At 41.6% G+C, this 17,148-nt stretch carries 19 protein-coding genes, 1 rRNA gene and 1 pseudogene; 4 read left to right on the plus strand and 17 right to left on the minus strand.

Going from position 1 to position 17,148, the window contains the following annotated elements:
• Window positions 1–91: 91 nt before the first annotated feature.
• The 5 genes from mreC to OKX00_RS17055 form a co-directional block, all read right to left on the minus strand.
• Window positions 92–868, minus strand: coding sequence for a rod shape-determining protein MreC (gene mreC, locus OKX00_RS17035; protein ID WP_053355213.1), 777 nt, complete (start codon window positions 866–868; stop codon window positions 92–94).
• Between the two features lie 208 nt (window positions 869–1,076).
• A complete protein-coding gene (locus tag OKX00_RS17040; protein WP_265408157.1) occupies window positions 1,077–1,751 on the minus strand; it encodes a GNAT family N-acetyltransferase in 675 nt (224 codons plus the stop codon).
• Window positions 1,752–1,855: 104 nt separating this feature from the next.
• Window positions 1,856–2,548, minus strand: a complete 693-nt coding sequence (locus OKX00_RS17045; RefSeq protein WP_265410571.1) for a YqcI/YcgG family protein — start codon at window positions 2,546–2,548, stop codon at window positions 1,856–1,858.
• Between the two features lie 192 nt (window positions 2,549–2,740).
• Window positions 2,741–3,595 carry a dimethylarginine dimethylaminohydrolase family protein gene (locus OKX00_RS17050; RefSeq protein ID WP_265408158.1) on the minus strand — a complete coding sequence of 285 codons (855 nt, stop codon included), beginning with the start codon at window positions 3,593–3,595 and terminating at the stop codon, window positions 2,741–2,743.
• Window positions 3,596–3,734: 139 nt separating this feature from the next.
• On the minus strand, window positions 3,735–4,577 hold the full coding sequence (locus OKX00_RS17055) for a CBF family alpha/beta fold macrolide esterase (RefSeq protein ID WP_265408159.1): 843 nt from the start codon (window positions 4,575–4,577) through the stop codon (window positions 3,735–3,737).
• A gap of 267 nt (window positions 4,578–4,844) precedes the next feature.
• Here OKX00_RS17055 and OKX00_RS17060 point away from each other — a divergent pair, with 267 nt between their 5' ends.
• The 3 genes from OKX00_RS17060 to OKX00_RS17070 all read left to right on the plus strand — a co-directional run bounded on the left by OKX00_RS17060 (window position 4,845) and on the right by OKX00_RS17070 (window position 7,350).
• Entirely contained in the window at window positions 4,845–5,186 is a 342-nt protein-coding gene (locus OKX00_RS17060; RefSeq protein ID WP_053355218.1) for a PadR family transcriptional regulator, read from the plus strand.
• The gene (locus tag OKX00_RS17065; protein WP_265408160.1) at window positions 5,173–5,820 is read left to right on the plus strand and encodes a Yip1 family protein; all 648 of its coding nucleotides are present in this window, start codon (window positions 5,173–5,175) and stop codon (window positions 5,818–5,820) included. Before OKX00_RS17060 ends, OKX00_RS17065 begins: the two co-directional genes overlap by 14 nt.
• A gap of 66 nt (window positions 5,821–5,886) precedes the next feature.
• On the plus strand, window positions 5,887–7,350 hold the full coding sequence (locus OKX00_RS17070) for a DUF4153 domain-containing protein (protein ID WP_265408161.1): 1,464 nt from the start codon (window positions 5,887–5,889) through the stop codon (window positions 7,348–7,350).
• On the opposite strand, the gene OKX00_RS17075 is transcribed toward OKX00_RS17070, so the two are convergent.
• From OKX00_RS17075 to rrf, 7 genes are all read right to left on the minus strand, one after another.
• Window positions 7,340–7,591, minus strand: a complete 252-nt coding sequence (locus tag OKX00_RS17075; RefSeq protein ID WP_265408162.1) for a hypothetical protein — start codon at window positions 7,589–7,591, stop codon at window positions 7,340–7,342. The genes OKX00_RS17070 and OKX00_RS17075 overlap by 11 nt on opposite strands.
• Before the next feature lie 109 nt (window positions 7,592–7,700).
• On the minus strand, window positions 7,701–8,024 hold the full coding sequence (locus tag OKX00_RS17080) for a hypothetical protein (protein ID WP_265408163.1): 324 nt from the start codon (window positions 8,022–8,024) through the stop codon (window positions 7,701–7,703).
• 28 nt (window positions 8,025–8,052) lie between these two features.
• On the minus strand, window positions 8,053–8,709 hold the full coding sequence (locus OKX00_RS17085) for a hypothetical protein (RefSeq protein ID WP_265408164.1): 657 nt from the start codon (window positions 8,707–8,709) through the stop codon (window positions 8,053–8,055).
• Between the two features lies 1 nt (window position 8,710).
• Window positions 8,711–9,253 carry a sigma-70 family RNA polymerase sigma factor gene (locus OKX00_RS17090; RefSeq protein ID WP_265408165.1) on the minus strand — a complete coding sequence of 181 codons (543 nt, stop codon included), beginning with the start codon at window positions 9,251–9,253 and terminating at the stop codon, window positions 8,711–8,713.
• Window positions 9,254–9,372: 119 nt separating this feature from the next.
• Entirely contained in the window at window positions 9,373–9,891 is a 519-nt protein-coding gene (locus OKX00_RS17095; RefSeq protein WP_265408166.1) for a YbaK/EbsC family protein, read from the minus strand.
• A gap of 149 nt (window positions 9,892–10,040) precedes the next feature.
• Window positions 10,041–11,294: a dicarboxylate/amino acid:cation symporter gene (locus OKX00_RS17100; RefSeq protein WP_062235809.1), complete on the minus strand. Its 1,254-nt coding sequence runs from the start codon at window positions 11,292–11,294 to the stop codon at window positions 10,041–10,043.
• 418 nt (window positions 11,295–11,712) lie between these two features.
• Window positions 11,713–11,828 (minus strand): 5S ribosomal RNA (gene rrf / locus OKX00_RS17105).
• A 706-nt stretch (window positions 11,829–12,534) separates the two neighbouring features.
• On the opposite strand from rrf, the gene OKX00_RS17110 reads away from it, so the two are divergent.
• Complete coding sequence (locus OKX00_RS17110) at window positions 12,535–13,056, plus strand: hypothetical protein (RefSeq protein WP_265408167.1); 522 nt, start codon at window positions 12,535–12,537, stop codon at window positions 13,054–13,056.
• A 251-nt stretch (window positions 13,057–13,307) separates the two neighbouring features.
• Here the strand turns inward: OKX00_RS17110 and OKX00_RS17115 are convergent.
• From OKX00_RS17115 to OKX00_RS17135, 5 genes and pseudogenes are all read right to left on the minus strand, one after another.
• A pseudogene (locus OKX00_RS17115) lies at window positions 13,308–13,853 on the minus strand (LD-carboxypeptidase); the annotation flags it as partial.
• A gap of 14 nt (window positions 13,854–13,867) precedes the next feature.
• Window positions 13,868–14,311, minus strand: coding sequence for a GNAT family N-acetyltransferase (locus OKX00_RS17120; protein ID WP_416054251.1), 444 nt, complete (start codon window positions 14,309–14,311; stop codon window positions 13,868–13,870).
• Between the two features lie 370 nt (window positions 14,312–14,681).
• Window positions 14,682–15,182, minus strand: a complete 501-nt coding sequence (locus tag OKX00_RS17125) for an undecaprenyl-diphosphatase (protein WP_265408169.1) — start codon at window positions 15,180–15,182, stop codon at window positions 14,682–14,684.
• Between the two features lie 161 nt (window positions 15,183–15,343).
• A complete protein-coding gene (gene ybaK / locus OKX00_RS17130; RefSeq protein WP_265408170.1) occupies window positions 15,344–15,820 on the minus strand; it encodes a Cys-tRNA(Pro) deacylase in 477 nt (158 codons plus the stop codon).
• Between the two features lie 30 nt (window positions 15,821–15,850).
• Entirely contained in the window at window positions 15,851–17,077 is a 1,227-nt protein-coding gene (locus OKX00_RS17135; RefSeq protein WP_265408171.1) for an MFS transporter, read from the minus strand.
• Between the last annotated feature and the right edge of the window lie 71 nt (window positions 17,078–17,148).

Genomic DNA, 17,148 nt, shown 5'->3' on the forward strand with positions numbered 1-17,148 from the left:
CTCTTTAATATCCTATTGTCCGCACTTTAAACCTGTCATTTAAAGTAAATAAGCAGATTTAGAAAATACCTTATAACGTTTCGGAAAGATCTTATTGATTGGCAGACGATCTGAGGATGACAACCTGATTGATGTCATAGAAGTCGGCGGACGGTTTAATGTAAGCAATGCTTGTCAGTCCGTAGGGATCCGGTTTCACTTTGACGATGGTTCCGATATCCAGGTTAGGCGGCAGAATCTCGCCCAATCCTGAAGTTACTACCTTTTCACCCTTTTTAATGTTTTTATTCAAAATGTCTCGTACCATTAAATATTTATTGCTAGGGTCGTAGCCGTTCAGGATACCGTTGATGTTCTTTTTTCCCTTGATGGAGGCAGAGATACGGTATCTTTTATCTTTGCTGCTGAGCAGCTTGACTTCTGAGGATGTTGGTTTTACATTGGTTATTTTTCCGATCAATCCGTCTTTCGTGATAACAGCCATGTTGTTTTGAACCTTGTCTTGGCTTCCTTTATCAATAACAACGGTTTCATACCAGCTGGATGAATCAGAATTTCTGTACATAACGCTGGCTTGCAAGGGATCGTATTGTTCCACTTCTTTAGTTTTATCTACAACGGCTTGAAGGTTTTTATTTTCTTTTTCAAGTTCCACTTTTTGTACAGAAAGAGATTCCTGTTCCTGGAGCTTTGATTTTAAGATTTTATTTTCTTTTTCGATGGAAGCCATATCTTTAACATTATGAATGACATTAAGAATGGGTTGTTTTCCAGGAATATTAATATTTGTGAAGTAATACAGCAGCATAACGGCTAAAACAGCCGTACAAAATAATAAAAGCAGAAATTTAAAACTTAAAAATCTCATGAATGAAAATTCACCTTTCATGTTATTGTTTCAATCACAGTAAAAGGCAGCAAAATGCTTCTGATCTGCTGCCGCCTGTAAGACAATTTATAAATTATTTCTCCTACCATATATTAACACAGTTGAATATAAACAGATCACACAATACTATCATCTTATCGTTATTTGTCAAATGGACCATGAATATATAAATATTTACACACAATTATTAGATGCCCATCTGTTTCAGGCACTTCCCGAGAACCGTGTTTTCAATTTTATTCACCGCGCCATACTTTTCAGCGTAGATCTGCTGGACAATCTCCCGTATATGTTCATCATGGACATTTTCACAGTCCAAATTCTTAAATAGAAGATTAAGAGGCACTGTGGGGCCATCCGGATGAAGCGGAGGCTGCACATAGTCTATACCAAGACAGGGTTGGTATTGGTTTTTGGCAAAAAACTGCATTCGTTTTCTGCATTCCATTTGTTCCATTGTTGTAGAAGCTTCTTCTTCCTTTTCTGTTTCCAAAATAATGCCGCTCACCTTGCTCTTCCCCGCTAAAATGGCTGCTTCATTGAAGACGTCTTCCATTTTAGCAAGTGTTTTGGATCCCATGCCCATGTTTCGGTGGTTGGGGTCTGCAGCGATATAAACAACAAAGCCTGTATTCACTTCTGCTAAATAGTGCCCGGCTGCAAATGACAAAAGCTGGTCCTCTTCCACGCCGATCAGCAAACAGAATTGATTGGGAACAGCGGTCTGCGCATACTGAAAGCCGCTGTAAAATACATCATGAGGTTCTCTTACCTCCAAGGGAAATGACCGGTCGTACAGCGCCAGCACTTTATCCATCCTAGAGGGATTTTGACCTCTCGTCTGTTCCCATTGAATCGCCATCCTGCATTTCCCCCTTTAAACTTCTACTATTATAACGCAATTTGGTGCCAGGCACCTCAATTACACAAGTGTGTAAATGGGGTGCCTGGCACCAGCAATGAGAACTAATTTTTTCTATGATGGAAGGGGCATTTGCCCTCAATTGGTTTTACATCATCACCGATAAAGTATTGCTTCCACTCACGATGCTCAGGGTCGCCATAATGGCTGATGTTCGGATGCGTCGGCAGGTTATCCCACTTTTCCACCCGTTCCCGAACCTTATCCCGTGACATGATTCCGCCTTTCGATGTTCCTTCAAGACCCTCGAATATTCTTCGCGGCTGGAACCCAAGTACAAGACTGTTGCCAAGGTCTCTTGTTTTTCTCTGTTTGTAGGCTGGTGCATTTCCGAACACAAAGAACGGCTCTCCTGCAAAGGTAAAGTTCCATAAATAATGATCCGGATCTGTAGGCTTATCCTCAGGCCAATCTTTCTCATCCTGATCATGCATGTATTGAAGCAGGTTCCAGAAATATTCCCTGTAGTAAGGAATGGATTTCTCTTCTGTTTCCGGCTCTACAAAAACAAATAATCCGTAGCGAATGAGTTTCGGTGCATCAAACAGCTGGATAAATTCTTCGACGGCTCCAGGCAAGTTTGACCAATCTGCCTGTGAAACATAGGCATACCGCAGCTCGCCCTTCTTTTCCGCATTCATGCCGAAATAGCAAGGAAACGTTTTATCTGTCACTGTCTCATGAAAGTTTTTGTATTCTCGAATCACCCATTCCGGAACGATTTCCGGGTTTATCATATCTTCTTTTTCAAGAAGATATTTATTCGCTGTTTTCAAGCATATCCCTCCATTGCATCCACTAGATTCAAATTACTGACTCAGCTATTGTAGTTATATGAAACAGTACCCTGAGAGCCTTTCGTTTAAACTGCACGATCAAATGTAAAAAATGCCCCCTTAAAGGCGGCATTCCATTTCTATATAACTTGCTTATTTTCTTAAGATAGGCATTGTGCAGCATCGGAACGATCCGCCTGATTTGATGATCTCAGATAAGTCGACTTCAATGACTTCATATCCTCTTTTTCGAAGATTGTTGTTCACCTTAGGATTCACTGGCAGGCTGAATACTTTTTTATCCCCAATGGAGAGTACGTTCGTGCCTAACAAGAACTGTTCTTCCTTGCTGACTTCAATCAAATCATATCTTTTGGCTAAAAAGTCCAGTTCCTTTTTACGGAATGCCTGCGGAAATACGAGTGCTTCCGCGGATGAAAGAATGTTGAATACACAATCAAGATGCAGATACTTTGGATTAAACGGCATGGAAACCACCTTGTGTTCTGGCAGCCTTTCCCGCAAAGACTGGATAGATGACTGTGCTGTCCGGCCGCTTACACCAATATAGATTGTATCCCCATCAACCAGCACGTCTCCGCCCTCCATCTTTCCGTCAGAAATCTTTTGAAGGCGGACATTTTTGTTTCCCAGCCATTCTTTTAATATGTCTTCCTCACCTTGCCTGATTTTACTTCCCATAGAAGAAACAAAAATAGTGGACCCCAGTGTAAAGCCAATATCACGTGTAAATACCTGCTCAGGAAATTCCTGATGAGGGGGAAGTTCAATTACCTCAACTCCATGAGATCGAAGGGTTCGGACAAAATTCAGATGCTGATTGGTTGCTAATGTCTTGTTTATATTTTCATCTGCATAATGCCGCTGTGTTTCATTGATAACTTCAGAGATATGCATAAATTTGGGTTCACATACGACTACACGGGCGAGTGAATCATATTCGCTCCTGCACGATACTTTTTCTGTTGGTTTGAGTGTGATGGCCATTCTGTACCCCCGATTCAAAGATTTATTGTGATATTTCCCGTTTTCCTCTCGAGGTTAAACAGTAAATTTAAAATAAGTGAGGCTCAACGCAAAAAAAGCAGCCGTTGCATGAAACGGCTGCTTCTGTTCACCTATTCTTTTATCGCGAACTCAAGTCTATAACTGATTCTATAATTTGATCCCAGTCTTCACTATGAATCTCATGCCCGGATCCTTCCAGCGTCACCAATTCTGCATGGGGGATGGCTTTCACGAGAGCAAGCCCGTGTTCGTATGGAAGAGCAGGATCATCCGTGCCATGAATAATAACAGCAGGAACGCTGATTTCACCCATTCTATCAAAATACTCCCCGCCGCCCTGCAGCATCGCATGATTAAATCGGCTCGTCAGCTGTTTCGCCCGGTTAACTTCTCTTTCCGCCAGCTTATACATTCTCTCCTGCTCATATGGCTTGGAACCGGCTAGTGTTTTCCAGCCATCTGCGAGAAAAGAAATAACAGACGCCCGATCCGACCAATCCAACGTTGCACTTTTCGCATGATAATCCAGTATTTTCTGATCCATCGGCGGCAGCTGCTCCTGCTCTTTTCCAAACACGCTTGAAGCAATGACTGAAAGAGAGAGCACACGTTCCGGATACCTCAAAGCAAGGATTTGGCCGATCATACCACCCAACGACATCCCGACAATATGGGCTTTTTCAATAGAATAAGCATCCAATACACCAGCTGCATCATCAGCCAAGTCCGATATCGAATAGTTTGACGTGCCTGGCTCATAAACGGTTGATCTTCCTAAATCCCGATGATCGTAGCGGATAACAAACCGCCCTGAATCTGCGAGGCGGAGACAGAAGTCCTCATCCCACCAGTCTAAAGAAGACATTGCTCCCATGATCAGCAGCATCGCAGGATCTTTCGGATTTCCAAAGCATTCTGTACATATCTCTACTTTATTAATGTTCAGTATTTGTTCTCTCATGTTTAATACCTCCGTGTTTTTTATTATCCAACCGCCGTATTTTTGGCGCAGATCAATAAACTCTCTACGGAGTATTTGGCCTGCACCCTTAATTATCTTTGTTTGATCCACTTGATAATCATGACGAGGCCTCCTTTTCACTGCATTAAAAAAAGGGGATTTCCCCCAATTGAGTATAGCATGGTTTTTCCAAACTTTACTTGAACATTTTTCCCTATTTATGCTAAGATGCTACTATACCTTTTAATTCTAGGTAGGTGAAAATAAATGTTTAATCGTGAACTTTTAAAAGGCAGTACTTCCTTGATTGTTCTTCAGCTGCTTGCTGAGCGGGATATGTATGGGTATGAGCTCGTAAAAGAGCTGGAAAAACGAAGTGACCAGCATCTGCAGGTGAAAGAAGGTACTCTCTATCCTGCCCTTCACAAGCTCGAAAAGCAGGAATACATTGAGTGCTACTGGCAAGAACAAGCAAAGGGCCCGGCACGAAAATACTACCGGATTACCGAAGAAGGCATACAGATGCTAAAAGAAAAGACATCCGAATGGGAGCAATTCGTTCAAGTAATAAACAAGGTGATGAGAGGTCCGGAGCATGATCCATCTTGAAGCTAAAGAACTTTATTTACAGCAATTAAAAAAGGAATTAAAGAAACACCCCCAGCGAGAAAGCATTGTACAGGACTACGAAGCCCATCTCTATGAGCTAGTGGCAGAAAAAGAAGACGAAAAAAAGACGGCGGAAGAGTGGCATTTACTTTTTTCAGAGGTGATTGGACATCCGAGGGAAGTTGCCTCCATGTGGAAGGAAGAGCTCTCTGTTACACCCAATAAGACCTTCTACCTTTTTCTTTTGATGAACGCTGCTTTTTTTGTGGCAGGAAGTTTACTGACTTTCGCTCATCTTCTGAATGAATACACATGGATTCAAGCTGTCTGGCGCTCCCTAACCTCCATTCCTTTCATCATCATGATGCTTTACATGGGGTTTTGGGCATTTCTCGGTTACGAAATCGGAAAAAGCTTTGGAGCAAGAGGACGGCCGCTGCTGAAAAAGACGTTCCTTATTTCCGTTCTTCCCAACCTGGTCTTGATGCTCCTCGTCCTGTTTCGCATCATACCCCATGAATGGTTTCATCCGCTCCTCTCCACTACATTTATTATGTTGTGTATCGCAGCCACCATTCTGCTGTACCCGATTTGCTGGATCGCCTTCCGATGGGGGAAAAAACAGTCACTTTAATTTTTTTTTGGTTAACTACATAGAATTACTCAGTATATAGAAAAACGATATAGGAGGAATATGATCATGATGGAGATTCAAACTTCAAAGAGTGATTTGGTTTTTTTAGTGATATGCGCCTTGCTCGGATTATTGGCTGAGCTTTCCTTTTTCCACGGGGAGATCGGGATTTCCTATTTCCTTTTTGTTACGGCATTTTATTGGGCATTCTTTTGCCGGTTTAGAGGATTTCCGTTCACCAACCGGCGGATTGGCTTTTTGCTGCTATTCTGTATCTGGCTGCTTTCCGCCGGCTATTTTCTTTATTGCAACACGCTGTTTTATGCACTGAATATTTTGGTCATTCCCGTCTTGGTCATTTTGCACGTCATTTTGATTACTGGATCGCCCACTATGGACTGGTATCGTCTTTCCTTCATACCTTATGCGTTTTCTAAGCTGTTCGCACTCTTTCCTTACAACATCGTTTTTTTTGCAAAAGAAAAAGAAAATGTGAAGACAAAGGTCGACAACAAAGCTTATCAAGTGATCACCAAAATTGGTATCGGCCTGCTCATCTCGGTTCCGCTGCTTCTGATCGTTGTTAATCTCCTTTCTTCGGCAGATTCAGAGTTCAGCCGAGTGATCGACAGATTCCCTTCTCTCTTTGTTCATGTCAACTTGCTGGAAGGAAGCTTTCGAACGATCGTAGTCCTGCTCTATACGTTTGGATTCTTTGGTTTTTTACAACTGTTAAAATCAAAGTGGGAGCCGCCAGCCCTTCTTGAAATGAAGGGTAAGCCAAAGTTTTGGGATCCTGTTATAGTTTCGACGCTTCTCGTTATGATCAATGCGGTTTACGTTCTTTTTGTAACCATTCAGTTTCAATATTTTTTCAGCGGCAATTTACAGGACAGCTATACGTTTGCAGAATATGCACGCCGAGGCTTTTTCGAGCTGATGGCTGTTACCATGATCAACCTAACCTTTTTGATCGGTACGCTCTCGTTCAGTAAAGAGAGCGGCAAAGGCATCAGGCTCTTCATCAAAGTCATGCTCACTTTATTGGTAGCCGTTAGCGGAGTCATGCTAATTTCTGCTTTTATGAGATTGTCGTTGTACGAGAGTGCCTACGGATACACACTCGCGAGGGTATTGCCTCACTCGTTCATGATTTTCCTGGGTGTTATCTTCCTTTATACTTTGATCAATGTATGGATTGAAAGGCTTTCGCTGATCCGCTTCTACCTGGTCTCTTCCCTTGTCTATTACACGCTATTAAACATGGTGAACATTGATCAGTTTGTGGTAGACCAGAACTTGCAGCGATACAAGGACACAGGAAAAATAGATATTTATTATCTCGATTCGCTTTCTTATACGGGAGTGCACGGATTGCTGGACCTGTATGAAAGCCATCCAGATCTGCCAGGTTTGGAGAAAGCTTTATCGGACCGAAAAAAGTACACCTTTGCAGAAGATCACTCCTGGCAATCGTTTAACATCGTGAAACGCTCTGTGCGGGAACGGCTTCAGGAGTTCAGCAAGTAATACTAAGGGGCTGTCCTGAAAGTCGAAAATTGACCTTCAGGCAGCTCCTTTGACTTGAAAAATCTTCAATGAAAAGTTGATTGGAGTGCAAGGTGCGAGACTCCTCGAAAATGAACTTCACATTTTCTTCGTGCGATAAAAAGCTGCCGGAGCCTTCCTTGTCCTGCGGGACTAGCGTGACAGGTGAGACTCCCCCAGGCGCTTGCGCCAAAAAGTAGGCGTTCACGCCGGTGAGGCTCACCGCACGCCCCGCGAAAGTAGGCGTTTACGCCGGTAAAAGCGAGCAGCCTGGAGCGGAGATCAACAGCTACCAGACTTCTTGGACAGCCCCTTTTCCTCGCTTCGTTCCCTTATTTTAAAAAATACTCTTTGTAGTAGACAACTGTAGCAATTAGAGAAAGGACCGTATAGGCAATCGCGGTATAAAACGGAATGCCGGGTGTGTAGGCTTTTTTTTCCTCCTCAACCTTCATTCCTGTTTGTGCCTGTGCCTGAAGCCGAATCATATTGGACGTTAAACCGCCGGATGAAGTAAAAAACTTAAAAACAACAGCTGAAAGCAAACCTACAATGAACGCTAAATCAATAAAATGGACGTTTATGACAAATGAGAAGACAACATTAACCAAAACGATTACTGCTGATGTAACGATGAATACAATTACATTTTTCATTATATCCCCCCTAATCGTTACCTAAAATCTACTCTCTTGCCTCTGCATATTTAGAATCTGAGATGGTTGTAGGCACTACCAGCACATCGTTGCCCTCTTTTTCACCTTTACAGCCTGTCAGCACAACATTTCGCCACTCCAGTGCTTTACATTGATAGGTTTTTAGCTCGCCAAGACCAGGGACGGTATTTTTATAGATAAAACGCTTCCCGTCAAAAATTAGCTTATTCTTATACACTCTATTTTTCTTTATATAATAGATGTTTGTTTGAAACGGCTCTCCCTTCTCTCCCTTTCTAGTAAGCCGAAGCATGTACTCCAAATTATCTGTTTTGCTGTCGAACATTTCTATTCCTGCTTTTAAATAAGAGACAACCTCGCCTTTTTTATTCGCTTCCTTTAGGACGCTTGCTTTGACCATTTGGCGTTTTGTCAAGGCATTCCCTGAATTCGGATCAAGCTTGGCAGTATGGTCAGTCACAAGAGAAGCTGTAATGAAGAAAAATAAGGCGCAGACGATTACACTGACAATCGGCATAATAACCGTTTTACGGCGGAAAGCAGTACTCTCTGATTTCATATCCCTGTACCTTTGATGGACGATTTGCCGTTGTTTTTCGCCAAAGTTCCGGTTCTTAAAGGTGGTATTTTCCATGTGGTTTCTAAATCCTTTTAGTTCCTCCATGTCACTGCCCTCCTTTTAAAGAGTGTTTCAGCAAACTTTTTGCTTTCGTTAATCTTGATTTAATCGTGTTAATGTTGATGTTCAATGATTCACTGATTTCCTGAAGTGACAACTCATCATAATAAAAGAGAAAGATCACTTCACGGTATTTCACCGGCAACCGAAAAATGTGCTGATATAGGGTTTGTTTTTCATCTTTATAAAGAGCCAGATCTTCAACGGAAGAAGAGGTTCCTTTTATGTACTTTTGAATTTTTTCTGTGACCACAGAGTAACGGTAATGAGCGCTTTTGATATAGTCTTTGCAGTGGTTGATGGCAATCTTGTAGATCCACGTCTTTCGTTTGGCTTCACCTCTATAGGTGTCAGCTTTGCTATAAATTTTCACAAAAACATCCTGCGCCAGATCCTCTGCCAGATTCCATTCCTTCACATACGTATAACAAAGGTACAGAACATCCTTGCCGTAATCCTTCATGATCTGCTCCATCAATTCTTTCAAATACAGGCATACTGTTAAACTGCTGATTGTGCATGATACCATCACCACCAACCCCTCTCTACTACTATAGACGAAGTTTAATGGAAGGAAGTTTATATTTTAGAAAAAAAAGTAAAAATCCAAAAAAAAAAGGACCCTGAATAAGGTCCTTGATCTCACAACTATGATAAGCTGCTTTTCACTGCTTCTTTCTCATTGCTTTCTTCTGATTCCCAGCCTTTGCAAACATCTATCCATTCCTTAGCATTGGAATACTCGTATATCTCATCAATTGTTAGTTCAATTGCAGAATTCGAACTGCCACATGCCGGAAAGAGTGTTTGAAATCTTTTCATCGACTCATCCAGATAGACATCAATCTCATTCTTTAAACCAAACGGACAAACACCGCCTACCGCATGACCGGTTTGCTCCAGCACTTCTTCCGGGGAAAGCATCTTCGCTTTAAAACCGAACTGCTGGCGGAATTTCTTGTTATCAATCTTCGCATCTCCTGCCGCTACGATCAGCATAGCGGGTCCATCTTCTCCTTTGAATGATAACGTTTTGGCAATCCTTGCAGGAATGACACCAATCGTATCGGCTGCCTGTTGAACGGTTGCACTGGATGCATCGAATTCCATCACATCTTTTTCCCGGTTCCATTGCTTCAAATAAGCTTTAACGCTTTCAATCGACATTTCTATCATCCTTCCATGCTGATATTGATTAATTACCTTTTTCAAAATGTTTTAAAAAGATGGATGAACCTTGATAAATCAACGTTTTTCAGATTTTCATTTTGGTCCGAAGACCATCACCTCAACTTTGAGAATAAGTAACTTTTCTCTTATGCCTGTCGAATGCTTGATTGTTCGGTTTGAGTATTAACCCATTCCTGCTGACGGAACTCTTTTTCCCACTTTGAAACCACAATACAAGCGAGAACATGTCCGGGTGTATTACAGGCAGTACGTGCCATATCCAGCACACGGTCAATGCCTGCGATAATGGCGACGCCTTCTGCAGGAAGCCCTACTGCTGAGGCGGTGGCTAAAAGTACAACCAGCGAGCCGGATGGAACAGCCGCAATTCCTTTTGAGGTTGCAACAAGAACCCCCATTAAAATTAACTGTTGGCCAAAATCCATTGGGATTCCAAATGCTTGTGCTAAGAAAATAGAGCAAACTGAAAGGTACAATGTCGAACCATCACAATTCAATGATAGTCCAGAAGGAATAACAAAAGATACAACACGTTTCGAACAACCATATGCCTCCATTCTACTCATTAACTGCGGAAGAATAGTTTCCGTACTTGTTGTAGAAAATGCGATAAGGAACAAATCCCATATCATTCGAAACAATTTAAAGTAAGAAATCTTTAAGAACCAAGCGATCAAAGGAAACAGACCGAAAATAACAATAGCAAGCCCAAGATACACGACCCCAATTAACTTTGCCATAGGGACTAAAAGGGCGATACCAAACTGACCTACAGAGGCTGCCATGAGAGCGAGTACACCAATCGGTGCAGTTACCATGACCATTTGTGTCAGTTTAAACATAATTTTGGCGACTGACTCCATAAACTTTATTGCCGGCTCTGACGCTTTGCCAATGGCTCCAGCAGCAACACCAAATAATATAGCGAAGAATATAACAGCTAACAAATCACTTTTTGCCATCGCATCAACAATGTTGCTTGGGATGATGTTAACTAGCATTGTTTTAAAATCAACAACTTTGGAAACGCCCTCATTTAATGGTGCGATATCATTCTTTGCAAGATGAGACATATTAAGCCCGGCACCTGGCTTTAAAGTGTTAGCAAGTAAAAGACCAATACCTAGAATCAACGTGGTAATGAATTCAAACCAAATAATTGTTTTAAGTCCTAATGAACCCATTTTTTTCATGCTTCCGCCGCCTGATGACCCAATGACAATTGTAGTGAAAACAATAGGCACAACAATCATTTTAATAAGATGAATAAAAGCGTCCCCAACTGGTCTTAAAGCTTGGCCAAATTCAGGAAAAAAATGTCCGATAAGCGCTCCTATAACCAATGCAATTAACACTTGAAAAGCAAAAAACTTTTTCATAGGCTGTCCTCCCTGAACGAAAAATTAATAGCATCGTCTCATTTTATATTATTTCTTTCTCTTTTGAACCTTTGCAATGAGAAAGTAAAAATCGCATCTAAAATTATTTCTACATTTTTCATGGATAACCTCCAATATAAATAATTTTGTGAATATTGTAATATCATAGTCCCTAAATTGGACCATAGTACCGATATTTTACATTTATCCACACTATGGCTTTCAAAGGTAGGCTCCATCATACAAGACCATTTTTAATAAGCTAATAAAGATATAAAGAAGAAAAGCAAATTTTTTGGAGTCGGATAGCGAAGAGCTTATCAACTCGTGTAAAAGAACAAAAGAGGAGGGAAAACGAACTTTGTCGATTTCACAATAAAAAAAGCACCGCTGGAAAATCCAACAGTGCCTCATTTTTGCCTTGCAACGTCCTACTTTTACAGGGTGAAGCCCCCAACTACCATCGGCGCTGAAAAGCTTAACTTCCGTGTTCGGTATGGGAACGGGTGTGACCTCTTCGCTATCGCCACCAGACTATACGCTTTGTGATCAACGGCGATCTTCTTCGTCAGCGCACTCCTCCTCTTCCTCATGTACGTCTAGGTACACTCCGGAGACTCGTCGTTTGCTTCCTTGTATATCTTGTCGCTGACAAACCTTGTTTTGAGGTATATTCCCTCAAAACTAGATAACTTTATCCAAACTTTCACTGATGCTAACGTCCAGCTCCATGAACCATATCCTCGAGGTCGTTGCAATCCCTCCTACGAACACCAAAAACGTGTTCTTGTCAGGATCTCCAACGCTTGTCGGATATAAACGGTTCATACCGCTTTTGTTAATAAGGATAAGCCCTCAACCGATTAGTATCTGTCAGCTCCAAGTGTCACCAGTTGTTATAGCCTGTGCAAATAAGCTTTTACAATGGATATTTGCCCTTTTAAAAAGCAAAATAACTTTCCAAGATATAGCTAAGTTAATCAATTTGGCTAAATAAAGAAAAAGCTTCCAAACAGCAGGTTGGAAAGGTTATTTGGCATGCGTATGTTTAGCATATAAAAATCTATTTAATTAAAAAAATTTTGACAAACTATTAGCTGGTTTAGTTGTAGAATGATCAAACTAAAGAATGGGATTAGTGATAACGTTCACCCCAACAGCACAATTTTTTTAGAAATAAGTAGCTTGTCCATGCCAACGTCTCTCTATATGCATTTAATAGAGTAGGAGGTGAAATTAAATGGGAGAAAAAAAGAAATCTCGAAAAAAAATTTATTGTGATCCAGAATATATTGTTAAAGACGTATATACCGAAAAAGAAGTAACATTCGTTCACCCTATCATCCGTATTAAAAAAGAGCATATCAAATATGTCCCTCGCCATGTCTATAAAGAAGAATCAATACATGAGATCATAGACCCTGGCTTTCCAAAATGTGATTGCAAGAAGAAAAAGAAGAAAGAATTTGATGAGTCTAGTTCCAGTTCCAGCTCCAGCAAAAAGCACGTTGAGTCGAGTTCCAGCTCCAGCCCCATCAAAAAACACGTTGAGTCGAGCTCCAGCTCCATCAAAAAACACGTTGAGTCGAGCTCCAGCTCAAGCTCCTTCAAAAAGCACGTTGAGTCGAGCTCCAGCTCAAGCTCCTTCAAAAAGCGCGTTAAGTCGAGCTCAAGCTCCAGCAAAAAGCACGTTGAGTCGAGCTCAAGCTCCAGTTCCAGTTCCAGCTCCTTCAAAAAGAAAAAGAAGAAATATCGCTGGTAATTAATTATTTCTATAGAACGCCTTTAAGGCGTTCTCACAGACCGTAGACAAACCCCTTTTCAATTTTCTTTGAAAAGGGGTTTGTCCGTTTTTATAGAGGGAAATAATCGTTGATTCAAACTGGACATGGGCCTCGCTATGTCCAGTTTGCCAGTTTTTTTAGATTCATGGCAGCGAACGTAAGCAATGTTAGAGGGTACTACTCCAAGCAATACCTCTTTCGGAAGCAATAATTATTTAATTATCTTCAGTGTACTGAACAAAGTTTGTTCGGTCAGATGAAAGACATGAGGTGAAGGAGTTCCATGCTGCCATTCCTTCTGAAATTTTTCAGAAGAACGCTGCAGGACGGAAGCACCTGCTTCAGTAGAAAGTACAGATTTCCACATGGCCGTTGTATGATCGGTGTCTTCTCCCCTTAAATCGATGAGATTGGTCCCATGTGCTGTGGCCATTCCAGTGTTTAAGGTAGTTGCCAGCAACCATTTGCGCTTCATCTTCTCGAAATCCACATGAGGCAGCATCTCAATTAGAAGTTCCCCGCCCCATGGAGGAATAATGATATCGATCCCTTCACTCTGCATCGCCTCGTTAAATTCATCGCCACGTGCTTCTGCATCTGCTGATTTGGCCTTGCTTTGTGTCCAAGGCGTCTTGCCGCTTTTTACTTGGAATCATTCATCCTTCATTTGCTGAATGGCTTGTTATAAAAGGTCATGAAGCTCAGGCTGTAAACCAGACGAAGGGGCTGTTACCCCAATAGTGGCTCCTTTTTTTAGATATGGATAGATGATCATTGCAGTCCCCCCTTTTATAGAGCCTTGTTCATGACGATCCGGTTTTCGTTCACTCTGAAACCATTTTTCTCGTAAAACGCTTGTGCCAATCCTTCCTTAGCTGTTAATAAATATAGACTTTGAATCTCTCTTTTTTTCAGTTCTACTTCAAACCCATTCAGCATTTTAGTGCCATAGCCCTTCCCTTGAATCTTGTTGTTTACACAGAGTTCAGCAATATAGAACGTTAAACCGTTATCGGTCTTTTTGCTGTTGCCCGCTATAAAGCCAATGAGCTGGCCGCTCTCATAAAATACATAACCGAGAAACTTTGGTGTATTCAGCAAATCGGATAACCTTTCCTTTGCCGTTTCAACGGTCCAGTTCTCACTCCAAGGACTGCTGTTAAAAACGTTTTGATACAGTTCAATACAGGCATCCAGGTTTTCTTCTTTCATCAAAACACTTTGTATAGACACTACCATTCTTCCTTTCTTTTCACGGGTTATCTGCCAATTTCCCAAACTTTATCTTATATTCATTCTAATAGAGCTGGTACAATTTAGAAACTAAAAAAGCAGCTAAGAAGCTGCTCGGCAATCGGTATAGATCCGTTTATTGTACAAGTTTCTTTGCCGTTCCTTTCTGGAAAAAACCATGCAATTAGGCAGCAAAAGTGTTTTCCCGACAGTGGAGACTCTGAAAATGCTTTTCAAACGGTTTAAACGCGACACTATTCGATGGATTTCTACCTGTTTATTTTTTAATAGAACTTATCAAAAGTTCTCCACTCTCTCCTTTGTGCCACTTTTTGCATAACGCTTAACCAAACGACTAGAAATCATAGTTTTATAAACAATTTGTGATGACACAACACCCAGCAATGCCCCTGCTATTACATCGATGGGGATAATGTATACCCACCCAAACGCGTGAAAAGGCGACGCAAAAAGCGAGCAGAAGACAAATGAAGCCTTCTTTCCTTCTGAAGAACCAAATGGTGGTGCAGATTGAAAAGAAGATTATGGCATGGTCACTTGGAAATGAATTATCAATTCCATGCTCGACCAGCTGATGCACGTTCGACAGTTCCGCAAAAGGCTGATGATGAGAATAGAGCAGACCTGCCAGTTTGCCAAGAATCTCTGCTATCCCACAACTCACGATCGCAAAAACCATCATCAGCCGGTTGCGGTTGGAGCGAGTGAAACAGTAGCCGATAACAAGGATTCCAAGTGCATAGAGCATATACTTCGCTAAAAACACCATGACTGGGTTTGCAGCGGAAAAACTGCCGGCCAGATCATTGATACTCCTAAAGGTTTCATTATTAAATTGTGTAAGTGTCATTTTTCGCCCCTTTTTTAATGATTTTTCCTTTTTCCTCTATTTCTATTTTATGAGGGAACGAGGCTCCTTTACCATGTGCAAACCTTACACTTTCTTACAATGATGTAAGGTTGCCATTAAAAAAGCGGAACCCTGAAAAAAGGTTCCATCCCCCTCGTTATTTACTTCGTGATTGCTGCATATTTAACTTTTGTCACGCTTTCTAAATCTCTCGGTGACAGGTCGATCTGCAGTCCAATCTTTCCTCCGCTTACGATGATGGTCTCCTGTGCTTTCGCCGCTTCTTCTATGATTGTAGGAAGCAGTTTTTTCATGCCTACAGGCGAGCAGCCCCCTCGAACATATCCTGTAACGGCCAGCAATTCTTTTACAGGAAGCATTTCCACTTTCTTTTCATCGACCGCTTTGGCCGCTTTCTTTAGGTCAAGCTCCGCTTCGACGGGAATTACAAAAACATAATATTCCTTGCCAGAGCCTTGGGCAACCAGTGTCTTGTATACAACCCCCGGCTCACGCCCTATTTTGCGAGCCACAGATACCCCATCAATCTTGCCGTCCTCTGTACTGTAACTCATAATTTCATAGTCTATTTTTTCCTTGTCCAGTATTCTCATCGCGTTCGTTTTGGTTTTTTTCATATCCTTCTCCTTATTTCCTGTTTCTTCTCATTATAAAGGACTGCTTAGACCTGCTACTTCTTTTCTCTTCGCCTGCAGCAAGGAAAAAGACAAGACAGCAGAAACCATAATTAGAGCAGCTCCAAGAATGTAAACGGCACGGATGTTGATTGCATCTGCTACAAAGCCCATTAAAAATATAGATAGGCTCGTAATGATGGACAATAGAATTCCCCTGCTGGCGTACACTTTGGGCAGATGTTCACTCTCAATGTTGGTTTGGAAAGCTGTTTGCTGTGCAACATCCCTGAGCTGATAGGCAGGTCCCATGGCCACACACAAAAGAAGTGCAAAGAACGGAACACTGTTTAAACCATATAAAAAGGTAAAAAGGCTGAACAGGAATGATCCTGCTGCCATGCTTAAGATTAGATGTTTCTGAATTCTTTTGGCCAGCCATAGGGTGCAAATTCCGCCTAGAATCGTTCCGGCATAATAGCTAGCGTTAATGAACCCCCACCATTGCTCGCCCCTATGTAAAACTTCTTTTACATAAATCAGTGTCAGCGAACCGATCCAAATCGAGCCTGCCACTCCTTCAATAGCATCCATCAACGTCACCATACGCAGGGATGGAATTTTCCACAAGTAGATCCAGCCCTCTTTCATTAGGGCCCATTTCGTTGAAGGGAAAGGTTTTACCTCCTCTTTCTCATAAAAATACCGGCCGCAAATGATTAAGCAGATTACCGCCAGCCACATGAGAGCAGCCGTCACGATCAATACAGGACTGTGCCCCCATTTAATGACTGCGTAACCTGTAAATGTGTATCCTGCAATCTGTACAGATTGATTCGTAATCGCTAAAGAACTGTTTACTTTTACAAGTTCTTCCCTCAGAACTATTTTTGGTACGACCGAACTGAGGAAAGGGCTCCCCCATCCTTCAATGAACGAAATGATGAGGATAAATGCAAGCAGCCATATAATATGAGAGGCAATCGAACCGAATCCGATAAGAAGCAAAGTGAGCAGCAGTGCTTTAATCCCCTGCAGACTAATGAGAAGTTTGCTGAATTTAAATTTATTCAGCAGCAATGGTGACGTAAATCCTGCAGAAAGACGGGCAACTGCCTGAAAAAGCGGGAATAATGAAGAGATTAATGCGGATCCCGTTTTTTGATAGATAAATGTCGTAACCGCCATGATATAGACCACGTCGGCTAAAGATATGCTCGTTTCTGCAATCCAGAAACTGATAAACGGAGTCCTTTGCATCAGCTGTTCATTCCTTTTTTTGTAATTTATATTTATTATAATATTATAAATATTTTCATTGAACAATAAGT

It is taken from the genome of Fictibacillus sp. KU28468, from assembly GCF_026153615.1.
Classification (GTDB): domain Bacteria; phylum Bacillota; class Bacilli; order Bacillales; family Fictibacillaceae; genus Fictibacillus_C; species Fictibacillus_C marinisediminis.